We start from the raw sequence: 22,045 nt of genomic DNA, 5'->3' as shown, positions 1-22,045 counted from the left end.
GTACGGTTTGATGAGGGGAAGCTGAGAGTAAAAGAGACAGCATGAGCTGTCCCTTTGAAATCAGTTTTCTACTCTACTATCACTTTTTATTATTTTTGAAAGGAGTATAAGACGTGGATTATAAAGATACGTTACTAATGCCAAAAACGGAATTTCCAATGCGTGGAAATTTACCGAAAAAAGAACCAGAAATTCGTGAAAAATGGGAGAAAATGGACATATATAAAAAAGTTCAAGAACGTACAAAAGGAAGACCAAAATTTGTTCTTCACGATGGACCACCATATGCGAACGGTGATCTTCATATGGGGCATGCCTTAAATAAAATTTTAAAAGATATTATTGTTCGCTCTAAATCAATGAGTGGATATGATGCTCCTTATGTTCCAGGGTGGGATACACATGGTTTACCAATTGAGCAAGCATTAACGAATAAAGGTGTAAACCGTAAAGAAATGTCAATAGCAGAATTTCGTAAACTATGTGAAGAGTATGCTTACGAACAAATTGATCGCCAACGATCACAGTTTAAAGAATTAGGGGTACGTGGAGATTGGGAAAATCCTTATATTACATTACATCCAAAATACGAAGCACAACAAATTCGTGTTTTTGGAGAGATGGCGAAAAAAGGATATATTTATAAAGGATTGAAGCCAGTATATTGGTCTCCTTCTTCTGAATCAGCTCTTGCTGAAGCAGAGATTGAATATAAAGATAAGCGTTCTCCATCTATTTATGTTGCTTTTCCAGTTAAAGATGGAAAAGGTATTTTAGATACAGATACGGAAATTGTTATTTGGACGACTACTCCTTGGACAATTCCTGCTAACTTAGGAATTTCTGTTCATCCTGAATTAGATTATGTCGTTGTTCAAGTTGGAAACAAAAAATATGTGGTAGCTGAAGAATTGTTAGAAAATGTTGCCACTGTCGTTGGTTGGGAAGATTACTCTGTTTTATCTAAGTTTAAAGGTAAAGAATTAGAATATGTAGTTGCTAAACACCCATTATATGAGCGAGATTCTTTAGTGATGCTTGGTGAACATGTAACGACCGATTCAGGTACAGGCTGTGTTCATACAGCTCCTGGTCATGGGGAAGATGATTTTTATATTGGGCAAAAATACAAGTTGGATGTTTTATGCCCGGTTGATGATAAAGGTATGATGACAGAAGAAGCACCAGGATTTGAAGGGCTGTTCTATGATGATGCAAACAAGGCCATTACGCAAAAGTTAGAAGAAAAAGGTGCTTTATTAAAATTATCATTTATTACACACTCTTACCCACATGACTGGCGTACAAAAAAACCGGTGATTTTTAGAGCAACAGCACAATGGTTTGCTTCTATAGAACCATTGCGTGAACAGTTACTAACGGAAATTCAAAATATTAAATGGCATAATAAATGGGGAGAAACTCGCCTTTATAATATGATCCGTGATCGCGGTGATTGGTGTATTTCTCGCCAACGCGTATGGGGTGTTCCTATTCCAGTTTTCTATGCAGAAAATGGAGAAGCAATTATTACGGATGAAACGATTGAACATGTCGCTTCATTATTTGAAAAGCATGGTTCTAATATTTGGTTTGAGCGTGAAGCTAAAGATCTTCTCCCTGAAGGATTTACTCATCCAGGAAGTCCAAACGGAATCTTCACAAAAGAAAACGATATTATGGATGTATGGTTCGATTCAGGATCATCACATTATGCAGTATTAAAAACACGTGAAGATTTAACACATCCGGCAGACATTTATTTAGAAGGTTCTGACCAATATCGTGGTTGGTTTAATTCTAGTTTGATTACAAGTGTGGCTGTAACTGGTCATGCACCATATAAAGGTGTAGTATCTAACGGTTTTACCGTAGACGGTGAAGGAAAGAAAATGTCAAAATCATTAGGTAACGTCATTCTTCCAAGTCAAATTACGAAACAATATGGTGCTGACATTTTACGTCTATGGGTATCTTCTGTAGACTATACGCAAGATGTTCGTGTATTTATGGATAACTTTAAACAAGTATCCGAAGTTTATCGTAAAATTCGTAATACATTCCGTTTCTTATTAGGAAATTTATTTGATTTTGATCCTGCGAAAGATTCTGTTCCGTATGAACAATTGCGAGAAGTGGATCAATTTATGCTTGTGAAATTAAATCGTTTAATAAAACAAACGAGAGAAGCATATGACAATTATGAATTTGCTAATATTTATCACGCAGTTAACAATTTCTGTACGTTGGATTTAAGCGCATTTTATCTTGATTTTGCAAAAGATGTTTTATATATTGAAGCTCCAAATGATCCAACGCGTCGAATGATGCAAACGGTCATTTATGAATGTATAGTTTCTTTAACGAAATTATTATCGCCAATTTTATCTCATACAACAGATGAAGTTTGGGAATTCATTCCGGGAGTTACGGAAGAAAGTGTACAATTAACAGATTTCCCTGAATATAAAGAGCTACCAAACGAAGAAGCGTTATTGAAAAAATGGAATCAATTTTTAAAACTACGTGATGATGTACTAAAAGCTTTAGAAGAAGCGAGAAATGAAAAAGTGATTGGTAAGTCACTTACAGCGAAAGTTACCCTTTACGTTAAAAATGATATGAAACAGCTATTACAAACTATCAAAGAAAATGTGGCACAGTTGTTTATCGTTTCCGATTATGAACTAGCTGGAGATTATGAAGAAGCTCCGGAAAACGCACTGAAACTTGATAACGCAGCTGTTTTAGTAACAAAAGCTGAAGGTGAAACTTGCGAAAGATGTTGGGTGGTCACAACAGAAGTTGGAAAAGATGATTCACATCCAACATTATGTCCAAGATGTGCCGAAGTTGTAAAAAATCATTATGAATAATACATTCAGCTATCTCAAGACTAATACTTGAGATAGCTTTTTCTTGGCTTTCTTAAGAAAGAGTTTTGACTCAAAGAAAGCGAGGGGATGTTCATGCAACATTCAATGGATCACGTTTACAACTTAATGATAAGCATGAAGAATGACTTAATGAAAAAATTAAGTAATAATAACTTATCCCCTAGCGTTAAACAGTGGACAGAACAAGAGTTAGAAGATATTGAAATCGCATTAAAAAAATGGGAGGAAGGGACTTTTGGTTTATGTGAAGAAACTGGTGAACCTATTCCTTATGATTTATTGTTTGCAGTCCCTACTGCCCGTACCATTTACGATCAAGAACTAATGTTAAAGTACTTCCGAAAACCGCTTACTTCCCTTTACTGAATGTCGCAAATAAGCTGGAATTATGCTACAATTCATTAAGATAAAAGAATACTTAGGAGGTTGGCGGTTTGATTTATTATCTCATTGCTCTCGCCATCATAGCGATAGATCAAATTTCTAAATGGTTGATAGTAGCAAAGATGGAAATTGGCGAGAGCTTTTCTATTATTGAAAACGTTCTTTATATAACTTCCCATAGAAATCGCGGTGCGGCTTGGGGAATATTAGAAGGGCAAATGTGGTTTTTCTACATCGTCACCATTGTTGTTACAGTTGTACTTATTTACTTTTTACGCACTTGGGCGAAAGGAAAAATGCTGCTTAGCCTAGGTATATCCTTTATGTTAGCCGGTGCTATCGGGAACTTTATTGATAGACTTTTCCGAGGAGAAGTTGTAGATTTTATTGATGTATACATATTTACTTATAATTATCCCATCTTCAATATAGCCGACTCTTCTTTAGTTATAGGAGTTATTATCATGGCCATTCAAATGATTAAAGAAGAAAAAGCTGCAAAGAAGGAGTAAACATATGGAGACAATCGAACACATCGTTCATAATGAAGAAACCGGAGAACGAATAGATAAAATTATTTCGAAATTAAACAGTGAATGGTCTAGATCTCAAGTTCAGGAATGGATAAAAAATGGGGATGTTTTAGTCAATGATAAAACTGTAAAGCCTAATTATAAGTGCAACTCGAATGATGTCATCGTCATTAACATTCCTGAACCAAAGAATCTAGATGTTGAACCAGAAGAGATGGATTTAGACATTTATTATGAAGATGAAGACGTCCTCGTTGTTAATAAACCAAGGGGAATGGTTGTTCATCCTGCACCTGGACACTTACATGGTACATTGGTCAATGGTTTAATGGCTCACTGTAAGGACTTATCAGGCATTAACGGAGTTTTACGTCCTGGAATAGTACATCGAATTGATAAAGATACATCAGGGTTATTAATGGTTGCAAAAAATGATATGGCTCATGAATCCCTTGTTAATCAGCTTGTAAATAAGACGGTAACAAGAAAATATCAAGCGATCGTCCATGGGGTTATCCCTCATGATCACGGGACCATTGATGCACCAATAGGAAGAGACAAAAACGATCGTCAAAGCATGGCTGTTGTCGATAATGGAAAAGAGGCTGTCACACATTTTCGTGTAATTGAACGTTTTGACAAATTTACTCATGTTGAATGTGTTTTAGAAACAGGAAGAACTCATCAAATACGTGTCCATATGAAATATATTGGGTATCCACTTGCTGGTGATCCCAAATATGGACCGAAAAAGACATTGCCAATTGATGGACAAGCTTTACATGCTGGGATTCTTGGTTTTAGCCATCCAAGGACCAATGAGTATTTAGAATTCCAAGCCCCATTACCGAATGATTTTCAACAATTATTAAATCATTTAAGAAATAGTCGTTGACAGAATGATTGAGGAAATATATCATGGAATAGAAGTAAATAGCCTTTAATACAGTCCAGAGAGGCTGTCAAGGAAACGGAAAAAATAGGTTTAGTCCCTGTTTAGTTTTGACATCTACCTCTCGACTGTCGAGAGGTTTTTTATGTCCTAGCACTTCTAAAAGGAGGATGTTCAGGTGGAACAAAAGGCAATCGTATTAGATGAACAAGCCATTCGAAGAACGTTAACGAGAATTGCTCATGAAATTATTGAGAAAAATAAAGGAATTGAAAATATAGCCCTTGTTGGTATTCGTACTAGAGGAATTTATATTGCCCAAAGATTAGCCGAGAGAATACTACAAATTGAAGGTGCAAAGGTACCAGTTGGTGAAGTTGATATCACATTGTACCGTGATGATTTATCAGTCAAAACGAAAGACAAGGAACCACAAGTGTTAGGTTCCAACATTTCATTTGATATCACTGGAACAAAAGTTATTTTAGTAGATGATGTATTATATACTGGTAGAACGGTTCGCGCTGCTATGGATGCCTTAGTCGATTTCGGAAGACCGGCACAAATTCAATTAGCCGTTTTAGTGGACCGTGGCCATCGTGAACTACCGATTCGTGCAGATTACGTTGGGAAAAACATTCCTACTTCCAAATCTGAAAAAGTAGTTGTACAAATGAAAGAAATTGATTCAAACGATGTAGTAGCGATTTTTGAGTAGCGCCCTTTTTAACTATAGTCCTGTGAGACTATGAAGAGGGATGAATAGACATCGTGTCTCATTCTACCCTCTTTCTATCTAAAGAAAGAGGGATTTTTTTACAATTATAGATTCACCTTTTAAAAGTAGTCCTGTGAGGCTCTTAAGGGTGTTTAAGCTAACTATAAGTTGAATAGTTATAACTTATTCTCTTATGTTAAACACCCTAAATGTTTAGGGTGTTTTCTTTTTACTTAATTTACAGAAGGGATGATAATGAATGAAACATTTGTTGACTATGAATGATTTAACCATTTCACAAATTCAAAAAATTTTAGATGAGGCAAACGAATTTTCCAAAGGAATGACATGGAAACCTCCTCATCCAATATTTGTATCTAATTTATTTTTTGAACCAAGTACACGAACAAAATTAAGTTTTGAAGTTGCACAAAGAAAGTTAGGATTTCATGTCATCCCTTTTGAAGCATCAACCTCAAGCATTTTAAAAGGAGAATCATTGTACGATACCGTCAAAACATTACAATCCATCGGTGTACAAATGGTCGTCATTCGTCATCAAGAAGACCGCTATTTCAATCAATTAAAGGATATGAACCTATCCATTATTAACGGAGGAGACGGCTGTGGGCACCATCCAACACAATGTTTATTAGATTTATTCACCATTCAACAAGAATTTGGGACATTTGAACAATTAAAGGTAGCAATGATTGGAGATATTTCGCATAGTCGTGTTGCTAGGTCTAACGTACAAACGCTACATCGGTTAGGAGCAAAAGTTTTATTTTCTGGACCACCTATATGGAAAGACGAAGAACTTTCTTCATACGGAGAATATGTATCGATGGATGAAGCTATTGAAACAGCGGATGTTGTCATGTTATTAAGAATTCAATTTGAAAGACACAAAGAAAAATTACAAATGAGTAAGCAAGAATACCATCAATCTTACGGGTTAACACGTGAACGAATGAGACAAATGAAAGACAAAAGTATTATTATGCACCCTGCGCCGGTAAATCGAGGAGTTGAAATAGCTGATGAACTTGTTGAATGTGAACGTTCAAGAATTTTTAAGCAAATGGAGAATGGTGTATTTGTGCGCATGGCAGTATTAAAAAATGCAATAGAGGAGGGTAAAGGATATGGAATTACTTATAAAAAACGGGAATTTGCTTAATGAAAATGGAGGGATGGAAAAGAAAGATATATTTATTAAAAACGGTAAAATTGAAAAAATTTCTCAATCCATCGAATTGAAATCAAATGGTGAAACGATCGATGCGGATGGATTACTTATATCTCCAGGATTTATCGACCTTCACGTTCATTTAAGGGAGCCTGGTGGAGAATATAAAGAAACAATTGAAACGGGAACATTGGCAGCAGCGAAAGGCGGGTTTACAACCGTAGCCTCAATGCCCAATACTAACCCCGTTCCTGACAGTCAGGAAGTAATGATGGATATCATCAATCGAATTAAAGAAAAAGCAATAGTTCGAGTATTGCCATATGGTTCTATTACAAAAGGATTAAAAGGAGAAGAGCTTACAAATTTCCAAGAATTGGCCAATGTAGGAGCCTTCGCATTTACGGATGATGGAGTTGGCATACAAGAGGCAAGAATGATGTTTGAAGCAATGAAAGAAGCTACAAAGCTGGGAAAATCCATCGTTGCTCATTGTGAAGATGAATCTTTAATTAACAATGGTTGTGTACATGAAGGAGAATTTTCTAAAAAGTACGGATTAAAAGGAATCCCTTCCATTTGTGAGTCGGTTCAAATCGCAAGAGATGTTTTGTTGGCTGAAGCAGCAGGTTGTCATTATCATGTCTGCCATATAAGTACGAAAGAATCCGTTCGAATAGTTAGAGATGCGAAAAGAGCGGGAATTCGTGTGACGGCTGAAGTTTCACCACACCACTTATTGTTGTGTGATGAAGATATACCAAGTTTAGATCCGAATTTTAAAATGAATCCACCTTTAAGAGGAAAAGAAGATCAACAAGCATTAATAGAAGGATTATTAGACGGCACGATTGATTTTATTGCTACTGATCATGCCCCTCATACAAAAGAAGAAAAAGATAAAGGGATGGATCTTGCTACGTTTGGAATTGTCGGATTAGAAACAGCTTTTCCACTTCTTTATACGAATTTCGTTCAAAAAGGCATTTTTACATTAAAGCAATTAATTGATTTCATGACAATAAAACCAGCGAAAACCTTTCAATTACCATATGGAACGATTGAACCTGGGACAATGGCAGATTTAGTTTTTATCGATCTTGAATTAGAAGAAGAAATTAATCCAGAAACTTTCATTTCAAAAGGAAAAAATACTCCTTTTAAAGGATGGAAATGTAAAGGATGGCCGGTTCGAACGATTTTCGAAGGGAAAACGGTTTGGAAAAAGGAGCGTGTGAAGGTATGAAAAGACAATTAATTTTGCAAGATGGGACGATATTTGTTGGTAAAGCATTTGGAAGTGAGAAGTCTTCAATTGGAGAAGTAGTCTTTAATACGGGAATGACAGGCTATCAAGAGCTGCTGACAGATCCATCTTATTGTGGACAAATTGTAACGATGACATATCCTTTAATCGGTAATTATGGTATTAATCGATACGATTTTGAAGCGATTCAACCTGCAATGAAAGGATTTATCGTTAAAGAGCATTGTGAACACCCATCCAATTGGCGAAGTCAATTAACATTGGACCAATATTTAAAAATGAAAGGCATTCCGGGAATTAGCGGAATAGATACCCGAAAATTAACAAGAAAAATTAGAGAGCATGGCACGATTAAAGGAGCCATTTGCTCAATAGATGTGAATATTCAAGAAGTACTTGACGAACTTCAGCAAAAAGAGTTGCCTACTGATTTAGTAAAACAAGTTTCGACAAAAACCGCTTATGCAAGTCCCGGTAGAGGATATCGAGTAGTATTAGTTGATTTTGGGATGAAACATGGAATATTAAGGGAATTGAACCAAAGGAATTTTGATGTCTATGTTGTTCCTTATAACACAACGGCAGAGGAGATTTTACAATTAAACCCTGATGGAATTTTATTATCTAATGGCCCAGGAGACCCTAAACATGTTCCATGTGCCATTCATATGATTCAAACGATATTAGGGAAAATTCCTATATTCGGTATTTGTCTTGGTCATCAATTATTAGCTCTTGCTTGTGGAGCCGATACAATAAAACTGAAATATGGCCATCGCGGATCTAATCATCCAGTTAAAGACGTTCAAACAGGGAAAATATATATGACTTCACAAAACCATGGATATACAGTTGATGAACAATCGCTTCAACATACAGATTTAATTGTAACTCATGTAGCAGTGAATGATGGAACGATTGAAGGTTTAAAACATAAAACTGCTCAAGCATTCTCTGTTCAATTCCATCCGGAAGCATCACCAGGACCAGAAGATACGAACGCATTATTTGATCAATTTATGGAAATGATTGCATCTACAAAAAAGGAGGTCGTTTCCCATGCCTAAACGAACAGATATCCACTCTATTTTAGTCATTGGCTCTGGTCCAATAGTCATCGGGCAAGCAGCAGAATTTGATTATGCTGGAACTCAAGCTTGTATAGCTTTAAAAGAAGAAGGATATAAAGTCATATTAGTCAATTCAAACCCTGCAACGATTATGACTGATACTGAAATTGCTGATGTTGTCTATATTGAGCCGATTACCCTTGAATTTGTCAGTCAAATCATTCGTAAAGAAAGACCAGATGCGATATTGCCGACACTAGGGGGACAAACAGGGTTAAACATGGCTGTTGAGCTAGCAAAATCAGGAATTTTAGAGGAATATGGGGTTGAAATTTTAGGAACAAAGTTATCTGCGATTGAAAAAGCAGAAGATCGAGATTTATTCCGTCAATTAATGACCGAATTGAATGAACCAATTCCAGAAAGTGATATCATTCATAATTTGGAAGAAGCATTTCAATTTGTCAATAAAGTCGGTTATCCGGTCATTGTTCGTCCTGCTTTTACACTAGGAGGCACTGGCGGAGGCATATGCCATAATGATGAAGAATTAGTAGACATTGTATCAGGAGGATTAAAGGCAAGTCCGGTTACTCAATGTTTATTAGAAAAAAGTATCGCTGGTTATAAAGAAATTGAGTACGAAGTTATGCGGGATCAAAACGATACGGCTATTGTTGTCTGTAACATGGAAAATATAGACCCGGTAGGAATACATACGGGTGATTCAATTGTCGTTGCACCTAGTCAAACATTATCAGATAGAGAATATCAGCTTTTAAGAAATGTTTCGTTAAAAATTATTCGTGCGTTAGAAATTGAAGGAGGGTGTAACGTCCAAATCGCATTAGATCCAAATAGCTTCCAATATTACATCATTGAAGTAAATCCACGCGTAAGCCGTTCCAGTGCGCTTGCTTCTAAAGCAACTGGCTACCCAATTGCTAAATTGGCTGCCAAAATAGCGGTTGGCTTAACATTAGATGAAATGAAAAATCCAGTGACTGGAAAAACGTATGCAAGTTTTGAACCTACATTAGACTATGTCGTTACAAAAATTCCAAGATGGCCATTTGACAAATTTGAATCTGCAAATCGATTACTAGGGACGCAAATGAAAGCAACCGGGGAAGTAATGGCCATTGGTAGAACATTTGAAGAATCGATCTTAAAAGCGATTCGTTCGTTAGAAAGCAATGTTTACCATTTAGAACTTGAAAGTGCAAAAAATCTTTCTATCGACCTTTTAGAAAAAAGAATTCGAAAAGCCGGAGATGAAAGAATGTATTTTATTGGAGAGGCGATTCGAAGAAAGATTTCTATTGAAACAGTTCATGAATGGAGTCAAATAGACTTATTCTATTTAGCAAAATTTAAAAGAATTATAGATTTTGAAGAAGTATTAATAGAGAACAAATGGAATGTGGAAATTTTATTAGAAGCAAAACAAATGGGATTTTCCGATAAGAAAATCGCAGAATTATGGGAAACAGAGGAAAATGAAGTATATTACTTTCGAAAAAAACAAGGGATATTACCTGTATATAAAACAGTTGATACTTGTGCAGCCGAATTTGAGGCTGTTACACCATACTACTATGGAACTTATGAAGAAGAAAATGAATCAAAAATCTCGGATAAAAAAAGTGTTCTCGTATTAGGTTCGGGCCCAATCCGAATCGGACAAGGGATTGAGTTCGATTACGCAACTGTTCATTCAGTACAGGCGATCAAAGAAGCAGGAATGGAAGCGATTATCATAAATAATAATCCAGAAACAGTTTCTACTGACTTTAGCATCTCCGATAAACTATATTTCGAACCTTTAGCGCTCGAAGATGTTATGCACATTATTGAACATGAAAAACCGATCGGAGTGATTGTTCAATTTGGAGGTCAAACAGCGATCAACCTTGCCTCTAAATTAGTCGAACAAGGAGTAAACATTTTAGGAACATCATTAGAGAATTTAGACCGTGCCGAAGATCGAGATAAATTTGAACATACATTGAAAGAGCTAAAAATCCCACAACCTAAAGGAAAAACAGCATTTAGTGTTAAAGGGGCATCCGAAGTAGCAAAAGAAATTGGTTATCCGGTATTGGTACGTCCATCTTATGTGCTTGGTGGAAGGGCAATGGAAATTGTCTATAACGAAGAAGAATTAATCCATTACATGGAAAATGCCGTAAAAGTAAATCCAGAACATCCTGTTTTAATTGATCGATATTTAACGGGGAAAGAAATTGAAGTAGATGCGATTTCCGATGGAAATGATGTTTTAATCCCTGGAATAATGGAACATATTGAACGAGCGGGAGTCCATTCAGGAGATTCCATCGCCGTTTATCCACCCCAAAGTTTATCCGAACAAGTAAAGGAAAAACTAGTCGACTACACAATACGATTAGCGAAAGGTCTTCAAATTGTTGGATTGTTAAATATTCAATATGTCGTATGCAATGATGAAGTGTTTGTATTAGAGGTGAATCCACGTTCAAGTCGTACGGTTCCATTTTTGAGCAAAATTACAAATATTCCTATGGCCAATATAGCCACGAAGGTCATATTAGGACATTCATTAAATGAACTAGGATTCCAGACAGGCTTAGTGGAAGAAAAAGAAGAAGTGTTCGTGAAAGTTCCAGTTTTCTCCTTTGCGAAATTACGTCGAGTAGATATCACATTAGGTCCTGAAATGAAATCAACTGGGGAAGTGATGGGGAAAGATTTTACACTGGAAAAAGCATTATATAAAGGTCTTGTCGCATCAGGAATGAAAATCCAACCATATGGATCTGTATTAATTACCGTTGCCGACAAAGACAAATATGAAGGATTAAAATTAGCAAAGCGCTTCAATCAAATTGGGTATCAAATATTTGCGACGAGTGGAACGGCACAATTTTTAGACCGAGAAGGTATTCATTGTAAAGTGGTTGAAAAAGTCTCTTCAGATGGACCAAATTTATTAGATGTGATTCGAAATGGTGAAGTAACAATGGTCATCAACACGTTGACAAAAGGAAAGCAACCAGAGAGGGATGGGTTTAGGATCCGAAGAGAGTCTGTAGAAAATGGTATTCCGTGTTTAACTTCATTAGATACAGCTGAAGCGATATTACGAGTATTAGAATCAATGGCATTTTCGACTGAAGCGATGCAACCAATTCTACGGAAAGGGGCTATTTGAAAATGATAAGACGGGAGAACATGGAAATCATCAAAATGGAGGAACTTACTTCGACTATTTATGCTATGACATTAAAAGGTTCTCTCGTTCAAGAAATGAAGGAACCAGGGCAATTTGTTCACATAAAAGTTGAAGAACAAACACCACTTTTAAGGCGTCCGATTAGTATAGCAAATATTGAAAAAGAGAGGTCAGAATTTACCATTATTTTTCGAAAAGAAGGGATAGGAACAAGATTATTGTCAAGAAAAAGAGTTGGGGATTTTGTGGACATAGTTGGTCCATTAGGAAATGGATTTCCATTAACAGGAATGGATGAAGGAAAAACGGCTCTTCTGATCGGTGGAGGAGTCGGAATTCCACCCTTATATGAACTATCGAAACAATTAAATAAAAGAGGGGTAAACGTTTTTCACGTATTAGGTTTTCAATCAAAGGAACAAATGTTTTTCATCGATGAGTTTACACAATTAGGTCCAACTTTTGTTACAACTGTTGATGGCTCAAAAGGAACGAAGGGGTTTGTTACTAATCTATTGGATCAAGAACAATTAACGGGTGATCGTATATACAGTTGCGGTCCTATACCAATGTTGAAAGCGTTAGAGGAACGATTTAAAGATCAAGATCTTTATGTATCACTTGAAGAAAGAATGGCTTGTGGAATCGGTGCTTGTTTCGCCTGTGTACGAAAAGTTAAGAAACAAGAAAGTGACCTTAACTATAAAAAAATATGTTCAGACGGGCCAGTTTTCCATATCGGGGAGGTCATATTGTGAATCGACTACGTGTACAATTGCCGGGATTAAACCTTAAAAACCCAATCATGCCGGCATCAGGATGTTTCGGTTTCGGGAAGGAATTTGCGAAGCTTTATGATTTAAGTGTTTTAGGAGCAATTATGATTAAGGCAACGACTGTTGAGCCTCGCTTTGGCAATCCTACTCCGAGAGTTGCTGAAACACCTTCGGGAATGTTAAATGCAATCGGTTTACAAAATCCAGGTTTAACGAAAGTCATGGAGGAAGAGCTTCCTTGGTTGGAACAGTTTGATGTGCCAATTATCGCAAACATTGCTGGATCACAAATGGAGGATTATGTAAAAGTTGCGAAAAAAATTAGTTTAGCACCGAATGTCAAAGCTTTAGAATTAAACATTTCTTGTCCAAATGTAAAACAAGGCGGTATTATGTTTGGAACGAATCCTGACGTTGCAAAAGAATTAACGGAAAAAGTAAAAGAGGTATCTTCCGTTCCTGTATATGTCAAACTCTCACCAAATGTAACTGATATTAAATTGATGGCACAAGCTGTCGAAGAAGGGGGAGCAGATGGTATCACATTAATTAATACCCTTCTTGGGATGCGGTTAGATGTAAAGACGGCTAAACCTATCTTAAAAAATAATACAGGTGGATTATCCGGACCAGCCATCAAACCGATTGCCATTCGTATGGTATATGAAGTAGCTCAAGTCGTGTCGATCCCCATTATCGGTATGGGAGGAATACAGAAGGTCGATGATGTCATTGAATTTTTATATGCTGGAGCAAGTGCAGTTGCTATAGGAACAGCGAATTTTGTCGATCCTTTCGTTTGTCCTACTATCATTGAACAACTCCCTCGAAAATTAGATGAATTAGGATTTGAAAACATTCAAGATTGCATTGGGAGGAGCTTGAGCTGATGAATAAATCGATTATTATTGCTTTAGATTTTTCAACCAAAAATGAAGTAGATCAATTTTTAAATCATTTTCATGACGAATCTCTTTTTGTAAAAGTAGGAATGGAACTCTATTATCAAGAAGGTCCATCTATTATTCAACGAATTAAAGAAAAAGGACATCATATTTTTTTAGATTTAAAACTTCATGATATTCCAAATACCGTTTATCGAGCGATGAAAGGATTGTCTAAATTGAATGTTGACCTTGTGAATGTGCATGCTTTAGGAGGAAAAGAAATGATGAAGGCAGCGATCCAAGGTTTGGAAGATGGAACGATAAACGGTCAAAGACCACGATGTATTGCTGTAACCCAATTAACCAGTACAACAGAAGAACAAATGAAAAAAGAGCAGCTTGTTCAAACCACTTTGCAAGATAGTGTGTTACATTTTGCGACTCTTACGAAAGAGAGTGGATTGGATGGAGTTGTTTGTTCGGTCCATGAATCTTTAATTATAAGGGAAAGATTGGGAGATTCCTTTTATATTGTTACTCCAGGGATTAGACTTTCAACTGATCAAACGGATGATCAAAAGAGAGTAGCAACCCCTGCATATGCAAAAGAGAAGAAAGTATCCCATATTGTTGTCGGTAGGTCTATTACGAAAAAGGAAAATCCAAAAGAAGCATATTGGCAAATCAAGAGAGAATGGGAGATGGATAGGTAATGGATAAGAAAATTGCACAAAAGTTGTTGGAAATTGGTGCGGTTTCGTTAAAACCTAACGATCCGTTTACATGGTCATCGGGAATCAAGTCTCCTATTTATTGTGATAATCGCTTAACATTGTCCTACCCAGAAGTGAGAACGATTATTGCAGAAGGATTGTGTCGTATCATTTTAGAACGCTTTCCGAATGTTGATGTCATAGCTGGTACAGCGACGGCTGGTATTCCACATGCTGCATGGGTTAGTGATCGATTAAATTTACCAATGTGTTACGTTCGGTCTAAACGTAAAGAGCATGGAAAAGGGTCTCAAGTGGAAGGAAAAGTATCTAAAGGTCAAAACGTTGTCGTCATTGAAGATTTAATCTCTACTGGAAAAAGTTCATTAGAAGTCGTTTCCGTACTACAATCGTTTGGATGTCATGTTTTAGGAGTTGTCTCCATTTTCTCGTATGAGTTGGCCATCGGAAAAGAAAATTTTGAAAAAGCAAATGTTCCTTATGATTCTTTAAGTAATTTTTCCGCTTTAATGGAAGTAGCTAAAGAAAAAGGATTTATTACAGAAATAGATATTGACCAAATTCGCAAATGGATGAAATCTCCAAGTGAATGGAAAGGAGATATCGATTAATTTGGAAAAATCCAAAAAAACTCCTCCCATTAATAATGGGGGAGTTTATGTGTGGATACTTTTTTATTGTTTTCTTAGCTTTGTAATCAATTGTTGATCAGGAGTTACATAAACAGTTTGTTGATGATCATAGATTACATAACCTGGTTTTGCTCCATTTGGTTTTCGTACATATTTGATTTTCGTATAGTCAACAGGCACCGAAGAAGAGTTTTTTGCTTTACTAAAGTAAGCAGCAATCGTTGCAGCTTCAATAATTGTTTTTTCACTTGGATTACTGTCTCGAATAACGACATGGGACCCAGGGATATCTTTTGTATGTAGCCAAAGCTCTTCCTTTTTTGCCAAACGCATTGTTAAATAATCATTTTGTTTATTATTTTTTCCTACTAATATGAGTGTACCATCTGAAGAACGGTATTCTTCTAATTGCGGAGTTTGTTTATTTGATATTCTTCTATCTTTTTTATGGCCTTTCGATTTTAAGTAACCTTGTTCTCGTAATTCTTCTTTTATTTCTTCAATATCCTTTGGAGAGGCGGATTGTATTTGCTGGAGAAGTGTATCAAAATAATTCACTTCTTCCTCTGCTTTTTTGATTTGCTCCTTCACAATGTCTATAGAATTTTTTGCTTTTTGATATTTCGTAAAGTAGATTTGAGCATTTTCGGAAGGTGATTTTTTTGGGTCTAGTGGGATAGTGACCATTTTTCCTTCTTCATCGTAATAATTGACGACGGTAATTTCCTTCATTCCTTTTTTTATTTCGTATAAATGAGCCGTCAGCAATTCACCATACAGTTTGTATTGTTCACTATGCTCTGCTTCATGTAACGTCGCTTTTAACTTCTCTATTTTTAGAACATTTTTATCTTTTTCATTTTCAATAAAGCGTTCAATATCTCCTGCTACTTGTTTTACACGGTCTCGCTCAGCTTTACCGAAATAAAACCGGTCAAGCAGTTCACTTAAAGTCGAAAATGAAATGATTTCTCCATTCGGATGTTTTAATGGAAAGAAATAAAAGAAATCTTTATTTTCTGTTCGTATCAGGGATGGTTGTATAGCATTTTCTTTAATGGGTTTAATGGTTTCGAAAAATGCTAGTGGTAATGACGTTTTGTTAACAAGTTTAGCACGAAATATCACTTCTTTAGCAAGAAGTGGTGAAATTCCGGCAAATTGTCGAACAAGTTGATCGTCAATTTTACCTGCGTTAAAATCAACTCTTTTCAATAAATCTTCCTCTGTTATGGCAAGAGGATTTACTTTATTTTGTGCTGGTGGAAGTACATATTTTTGTCCAGGTAAAATCGCACGGTGTCTGTTTACAGCATATGAGACGTGCTTAATACTATCAATAATTAATTGACGGCTCCGTTCAACAAGGATGATATTGCTATGTCTCCCCATAATTTCGACAATAAGTTGTTTATAAGAAACATCTCCAATTTCATTTCTCCCTTTAATATCAAAAATAATCATCCGATCAAGTTCGTGTTGATAAATATTTTCTATGATGTATCCCTCTAAATGTTTTCTCAGCAACATACAAAACATCGATGGTTCTTTTGGATTCTCATACTGTTCGTTCGTTATTTGTACTCTCGCATAGGTTGGATGAGCAGATAACAATAATTTATGATTTTTTCCTTTGGCCCGTACAGTTACAATAAGTTCATTTTCAAACGGTTGGTGAATTTTTGTGATTCTTCCTCCCACTAAATGATGAGATAATTCATTGGTCATAGCTTTCGTAAATAATCCGTCAAATGACATGTTGCTTCATCCTCTTTCCGTTCGACCGAAAAAACGGTCCATCTGTATTAATATTTACAAGTATAGCATTTTTTTGGACATGTCTGAATATGCTTTCTCTAGATGGACAACTCTTTTTTATTGTTTAGGGGGAAGTGAGATGGCAAAATGAAATTTCATCAAATGCATCCGAAAGATATAGAAAAGGCGTTACAAACGGATGTAGAAAAAGGTTTAACCGATAAGGAGGCAGAAAAGAGACGAAGACAATACGGGAGTAACGAATTAGATGAAGGTGAAAAGCAATCAGCTATCATCCTGTTTTTTAGTCAATTTAAAGACTTTATGGTCCTTGTTCTTTTAGCAGCGACATTATTATCAGGTTTATTAGGTGAGTATATAGATGCTATCGCTATTATATTAATAGTGTTAATGAATGGTATTTTAGGATTTATACAGGAGAGAAAAGCTGAAAAATCATTACATGCATTAAAAGAATTATCTGCCCCAAAAGCGACGGTCTTACGTAATGGTACATGGGTGAAAATCCCATCTAAAGAGATTGTACCTGGCGATATTCTTTTGTTATCAAGTGGAGATCGAGTAGGTGCTGACATTCGAATCATTGATGCCAATAGTTTAGAGATTGAAGAATCTGCATTAACGGGTGAAAGCATTCCTGTTCAAAAAGATGTTTCACCAATTTCCGAAGCAAATATTAGTATTGGTGATATGACAAATACTGCTTTTATGGGAACGTTGGTAACAAGAGGAACAGGAAAAGGAATTGTCATTGCAACTGGAATGAAAACGGCTATGGGACAAATTGCCGATTTGCTTCAAAATACATCAACATTAATGACTCCATTGCAAAGGCGACTGGAACAGCTAGGGAAAATATTAATTACAGTTGCTATTTTATTAACCTTATTAGTGGTTGGTATCGGTGTTTACCAAGGTCATGACGTATATACAATGTTCCTAGCAGGTGTTTCATTAGCAGTAGCTGCTATACCTGAAGGACTTCCAGCAATTGTAACGGTTGCTCTCTCACTCGGTGTTCAACGAATGATCAAGAAAAATTCGATTGTACGGAAACTCCCAGCGGTTGAAACATTAGGTTGTGCATCAGTGATTTGTTCTGATAAAACAGGAACAATGACGCAAAATAAAATGACAGTTACTCATCTTTGGAGTGGGGGGAAAACATGGACCGTTACTGGTACCGGTTATGATCCTAAGGGAGAGTTTTTATACAACGATCATGTTATAGAACCCGAAAATGAACCTTCTTTACAGCAATTATTACTCTTCGGATTATTATGTAACCATGCTAGATTAATAGTAGATAATAATGAGTTCAAAATCGACGGTGATCCTACAGAAGGTGCACTATTAGTATCAGCAATGAAATTAGGTTTAAATCGGGATGCAGTTTTACAAGAATATAAAATTGTTAAAGAATTCCCGTTTGATTCCAGTCGGAAAATGATGAGCGTTATTATTGAAAATAAAAAAGGACAACAATTCGTCATAACGAAAGGTGCACCAGACGTTTTAATTGGTTCAAGTGAGTCCATTTTATGGAAAGGGAAAAAGCAATATCTATCCTATGAATATGAATCAAAAATTAAAGATGCTGTAAATCAACTAGCTTCACAAGCATTAAGAACAATTGCTATCGCTTATAAACCGATTGCGAACGCAGCTTCAATCCAACATGAAAGAGATGCTGAAAAAGACTTAATTTTTCTCGGGTTACAAGGGATGATTGATCCTCCTCGCCCAGAAGTAAAACAAGCAGTTAAGGAATGTAAAGAAGCCGGCATTAAAACAATTATGATTACCGGGGATCATGTTATTACAGCAAAAGCGATTGCCGTGCAATTAGGAATAACTCATCGTGATGGAAAAGTGATTGATGGGCCAACATTAGAAATCATGAGCGTCGAAGAATTGGAAGAAGTGGTCGATGAAGTGAACGTTTTTGCCCGCGTATCACCTGAACATAAATTAAAAATTGTACATGCACTGCAAAATAAAGGCCATATTGTAGCGATGACAGGAGATGGTGTAAACGATGCACCAGCAATTAAATCAGCAGATATTGGAATTGCAATGGGAATGAGCGGAACAGATGTTGCAAAAGAAGCATCTTCATTAGTGTTGCTCGATGATAATTTTGCTACTATTAAAGCAGCTATACAAGAAGGAAGAAATATATATGAGAATATTCGGAAATTCATCCGTTATTTATTGGCTTCTAATGTAGGAGAAATATTAGTGATGTTGTTTGCTATGATCTTGGCATTACCGTTACCATTAGTACCTGTTCAAATTTTATGGGTGAATTTAGTTACGGATGGACTACCAGCTATGGCGTTAGGTTTGGATCAACCAGAAGAAGATGTCATGAAACGAAAACCCCGGGATCCGAAAGAAGGAGTTTTTGCAAGAGGACTTGGGTGGAAAGTGGTATCAAGAGGATTTTTAATAGGAATTAGCACATTAATAGCCTTTTTAGTTAGTTATCATCAACATCCCGACAACTTACCATACGCTCAAACGGTAGCATTCGCTACATTAGTATTAGCACAACTCATCCATGTTTATGATTGTCGAAGCGAGATTTCTATTTTTTCAAGAAATCCTTTTGGCAATCCGTACCTAACATGGGCAGTCCTTTCATCGTTATTATTAATGCTTGTAGTTATATATTATCCACCATTGCAGCCAGTTTTCCATACCGTTCCAATAGAAGTAAGAGATTGGCTATTGATCGGTGCAATGGCTTCCATCCCAACATTTTTATTGGCTGGTTCATTTTTAATAAGAAAATAGATGGTAAATATGTTATAATGGAAAAGGTAATAGAGGTGCTCTATTACCTTTTTTGTATGAGATAGTTTAGCAATCCAAAGTATATAATTTGAGATGGATTGGAAGTGGAATAATGATTTATAGTATGACAGGATTTGGAAGAAGTAAAAAAATGGTTGATGACACAACTGTAACAGTTGAAATGAAAACGGTGAATCATCGATTTAGTGAGTATCATATTCGTATTCCTCGTCCATTATTATATTTGGAAGATCGTATTAAAAAGCAAGTAAATCCATTCATATCTAGAGGACGCATTGAAATTTTTGTTATGATTGAAGGAAATAATCTTCTGAAGCGTCGATTAAATGTTGACTGGACATTAATAGATGAGTATTATCATTTCATAGAAGATTTAAAAGATAAATATCATATCAATAAGGACCACGAACTTTCTCATTTTCTAATGAAGGAAGATTTAATACATATCGAAGAAGTTGAAGAGGAAAATAAAGAGTTAGAATCTGTCATTCTTCAAGCTGTTGATGAAGCAGCTAAACATCTTTATGAAATGAGAAAAGTTGAAGGGGAAATATTAGAAAAAGATTTATATAACCATTTGAGAAAAATGGAAAATTTAACAACTGAGCTGGAACAATATGCTCCTAAAGTTGTTGAAATATATCGGGAACGTCTATTAAAAAAGATGGAAGAATACGTTCAATCAATGTTTGATGAATCAAGAATATTAACGGAAGTAGCCATATTTGCAGACCGTTCCGATATTACGGAAGAAATCACAAGATTAAAAAGTCATATCCAACAGTTTGAAACAATTCTTCAAGAGAATGGACCAGTCGGAAGAAAACTAGATTTTCTTTTACAAGAGATGAATCGAGAAGTTAACACTGTTGGTTCGAAAGGAAATGATTCCAACATTGCAAAACTTGTTGTAGAAATGAAAAGCAATCTTGAAAAAATGAGAGAACAAGTACAAAATGTGGAATAAATATCGTTTAATTGTTTTTATTACAGGTGAAAATAATTCAATGGCGAACGGAGGACCCTTATGGGAATTTCATTAATTAATATCGGTTTTGGTAATATCGTTTCTGCCAACCGAATTATTTCAATTGTTAGTCCGGAATCGGCTCCGATTAAAAGGCTGATCCAAGATGCGAGAGACCGTGGGACATTAATTGATGCAACTTATGGAAGAAGGACAAGAGCAGTTATTATTATGGATAGCGATCATGTCATATTATCGGCTGTTCAACCAGAAACTGTTGCACAACGTTTAGATAAAGAATCACTAGAAGGGTAGGTTTAATAAAATATGGAACATGAAAAAGGGCTTCTCATAGTTCTTTCCGGGCCATCAGGAGTAGGGAAAGGTACGGTTAGAAAGAAAATATTTTCCCAACCTGATGTCAATTTTGAATATTCCATTTCTGTTACAACCCGAAAACCACGAGAAGGGGAAGTTGACGGAGTAGACTATTTTTTCAAAACACGGGAAGAATTTGAGAAGATGATCCAAAACGATGAACTGTTAGAATATGCAGAATATGTAGGGAATTACTACGGAACTCCTATTGATTACGTTCAAAAAACGTTGAACGAAGGGAAAGATGTGTTTTTAGAAATAGAAGTAAAAGGAGCCAAACAAGTTCGGGAAAAATTTCCTGATGGATTGTTTATCTTTTTAGCTCCTCCGAGCCTATCTGAATTACAACAACGAATTGTTTCTAGAGGAACAGAATCAAAAGAATTAATTCTAAATCGTATGGATGAGGCAAGAAAAGAAATTGAAATGATGGAATTATATGATTATGTGGTAGAAAACGACGAAGTGGACAAAGCATGTGAGCGCATAAAAGCAATTGTCGTGGCTGAACATTGCCGAAGACATCGTGTCGAAAAAAGATATAAAAAGCTATTGGAGGATGAGTAATATGTTATATCCATCTATCGATGAGTTATTAAACAAAATTGATTCTAAATATTCATTAGTAACGATTGCGGCTAAACGTGCTCGTCAATTACAAGAAGAAGAAAAACCTCTATTGGAGAAATATGTTTCCAAAAAAAATGTAGGGAAATCTTTAGAAGAAATTTATTCTGGTAAATTAACCATTAGTACAAAAGAACATCGTGTACAGAAAAATGAGGAAAGTCATGAAGAATAACAACCGTTTAGGTTGTTTTTTCTTTTTGGCTCTATACTAAATTTTGGGGTTTAAGAACAAATTGAAAGCAAAAAAGAAGCACGCATACTCCAATTTCTCTTAT

The 22,045-nt window shown here is 35.9% G+C and carries 19 protein-coding genes; 18 read left to right on the top strand and 1 reads right to left on the bottom strand.

The genetic code is table 11. The features are described 5' to 3' along the window. Positions 1-113: 113 nt before the first annotated feature. From ileS to pyrE, 13 genes are all read left to right on the top strand, one after another. A complete protein-coding gene (gene ileS, locus AC3ASS_RS09860) occupies positions 114-2,876 on the top strand; it encodes an isoleucine--tRNA ligase (RefSeq protein WP_488283359.1) in 2,763 nt (920 codons plus the stop codon). A 93-nt stretch (positions 2,877-2,969) separates the two neighbouring features. Then, on the top strand, positions 2,970-3,263 hold the full coding sequence (locus AC3ASS_RS09855; RefSeq protein WP_488283358.1) for a TraR/DksA C4-type zinc finger protein: 294 nt from the start codon (positions 2,970-2,972) through the stop codon (positions 3,261-3,263). A gap of 68 nt (positions 3,264-3,331) precedes the next feature. After that, positions 3,332-3,793 carry a signal peptidase II gene (lspA, locus tag AC3ASS_RS09850; RefSeq protein WP_488283357.1) on the top strand — a complete coding sequence of 154 codons (462 nt, stop codon included), beginning with the start codon at positions 3,332-3,334 and terminating at the stop codon, positions 3,791-3,793. Between the two features lie 4 nt (positions 3,794-3,797). Continuing rightward, on the top strand, positions 3,798-4,709 hold the full coding sequence (locus AC3ASS_RS09845; RefSeq protein ID WP_488283356.1) for an RluA family pseudouridine synthase: 912 nt from the start codon (positions 3,798-3,800) through the stop codon (positions 4,707-4,709). Between the two features lie 175 nt (positions 4,710-4,884). Beyond that, positions 4,885-5,424: a bifunctional pyr operon transcriptional regulator/uracil phosphoribosyltransferase PyrR gene (gene pyrR / locus AC3ASS_RS09840; protein WP_488283355.1), complete on the top strand. Its 540-nt coding sequence runs from the start codon at positions 4,885-4,887 to the stop codon at positions 5,422-5,424. A gap of 259 nt (positions 5,425-5,683) precedes the next feature. Continuing rightward, positions 5,684-6,607 carry an aspartate carbamoyltransferase catalytic subunit gene (locus tag AC3ASS_RS09835; protein ID WP_488283354.1) on the top strand — a complete coding sequence of 308 codons (924 nt, stop codon included), beginning with the start codon at positions 5,684-5,686 and terminating at the stop codon, positions 6,605-6,607. Beyond that, positions 6,573-7,862, top strand: coding sequence for a dihydroorotase (gene pyrC, locus AC3ASS_RS09830; protein ID WP_488283353.1), 1,290 nt, complete (start codon positions 6,573-6,575; stop codon positions 7,860-7,862). Before AC3ASS_RS09835 ends, pyrC begins: the two co-directional genes overlap by 35 nt. Further along, positions 7,859-8,950, top strand: a complete 1,092-nt coding sequence (locus AC3ASS_RS09825) for a carbamoyl phosphate synthase small subunit (RefSeq protein WP_488283352.1) — start codon at positions 7,859-7,861, stop codon at positions 8,948-8,950. The genes pyrC and AC3ASS_RS09825 overlap by 4 nt, the downstream gene beginning before the upstream one ends. Beyond that, entirely contained in the window at positions 8,943-12,146 is a 3,204-nt protein-coding gene (carB, locus tag AC3ASS_RS09820) for a carbamoyl-phosphate synthase large subunit (RefSeq protein ID WP_488283351.1), read from the top strand. The genes AC3ASS_RS09825 and carB overlap by 8 nt, the downstream gene beginning before the upstream one ends. A gap of 2 nt (positions 12,147-12,148) precedes the next feature. After that, positions 12,149-12,925 carry a dihydroorotate dehydrogenase electron transfer subunit gene (locus AC3ASS_RS09815; protein ID WP_488283350.1) on the top strand — a complete coding sequence of 259 codons (777 nt, stop codon included), beginning with the start codon at positions 12,149-12,151 and terminating at the stop codon, positions 12,923-12,925. Next, entirely contained in the window at positions 12,922-13,833 is a 912-nt protein-coding gene (locus AC3ASS_RS09810) for a dihydroorotate dehydrogenase (RefSeq protein WP_488283349.1), read from the top strand. Before AC3ASS_RS09815 ends, AC3ASS_RS09810 begins: the two co-directional genes overlap by 4 nt. Beyond that, positions 13,833-14,543, top strand: coding sequence for an orotidine-5'-phosphate decarboxylase (pyrF, locus tag AC3ASS_RS09805; RefSeq protein ID WP_488283348.1), 711 nt, complete (start codon positions 13,833-13,835; stop codon positions 14,541-14,543). Before AC3ASS_RS09810 ends, pyrF begins: the two co-directional genes overlap by 1 nt. Beyond that, the gene (pyrE, locus tag AC3ASS_RS09800) at positions 14,543-15,175 is read left to right on the top strand and encodes an orotate phosphoribosyltransferase (RefSeq protein ID WP_488283347.1); all 633 of its coding nucleotides are present in this window, start codon (positions 14,543-14,545) and stop codon (positions 15,173-15,175) included. The genes pyrF and pyrE overlap by 1 nt, the downstream gene beginning before the upstream one ends. A 63-nt stretch (positions 15,176-15,238) precedes the next feature. On the opposite strand, the gene AC3ASS_RS09795 is transcribed toward pyrE, so the two are convergent. Continuing rightward, entirely contained in the window at positions 15,239-16,954 is a 1,716-nt protein-coding gene (locus AC3ASS_RS09795) for an Rqc2 family fibronectin-binding protein (protein WP_488283346.1), read from the bottom strand. A 147-nt stretch (positions 16,955-17,101) separates the two neighbouring features. Between AC3ASS_RS09795 and AC3ASS_RS09790 the strand changes: the two genes are divergently transcribed. The 5 genes from AC3ASS_RS09790 to rpoZ all read left to right on the top strand — a co-directional run bounded on the left by AC3ASS_RS09790 (position 17,102) and on the right by rpoZ (position 21,942). After that, positions 17,102-19,774, top strand: a complete 2,673-nt coding sequence (locus AC3ASS_RS09790) for a cation-translocating P-type ATPase (protein ID WP_488283345.1) — start codon at positions 17,102-17,104, stop codon at positions 19,772-19,774. Between the two features lie 112 nt (positions 19,775-19,886). Further along, on the top strand, positions 19,887-20,762 hold the full coding sequence (locus tag AC3ASS_RS09785) for a YicC/YloC family endoribonuclease (protein ID WP_488283344.1): 876 nt from the start codon (positions 19,887-19,889) through the stop codon (positions 20,760-20,762). A 60-nt stretch (positions 20,763-20,822) separates the two neighbouring features. Beyond that, positions 20,823-21,077: an extracellular matrix/biofilm regulator RemA gene (gene remA / locus AC3ASS_RS09780; RefSeq protein WP_488283343.1), complete on the top strand. Its 255-nt coding sequence runs from the start codon at positions 20,823-20,825 to the stop codon at positions 21,075-21,077. A 12-nt stretch (positions 21,078-21,089) separates the two neighbouring features. Next, entirely contained in the window at positions 21,090-21,707 is a 618-nt protein-coding gene (gene gmk / locus AC3ASS_RS09775) for a guanylate kinase (protein WP_488283342.1), read from the top strand. Between the two features lies 1 nt (position 21,708). Next, positions 21,709-21,942 (top strand): DNA-directed RNA polymerase subunit omega, encoded by a 234-nt coding sequence (gene rpoZ, locus AC3ASS_RS09770; RefSeq protein ID WP_488283360.1) that lies wholly within the window; start codon positions 21,709-21,711, stop codon positions 21,940-21,942. Positions 21,943-22,045: the final 103 nt, after the last annotated feature.

This window comes from Bacillus sp. JST-5, from assembly GCF_057747715.1.
The sequence above is the reverse complement of the archived record's forward strand: the minus strand, read 5'-3'. Positions and strand labels throughout refer to the sequence as shown.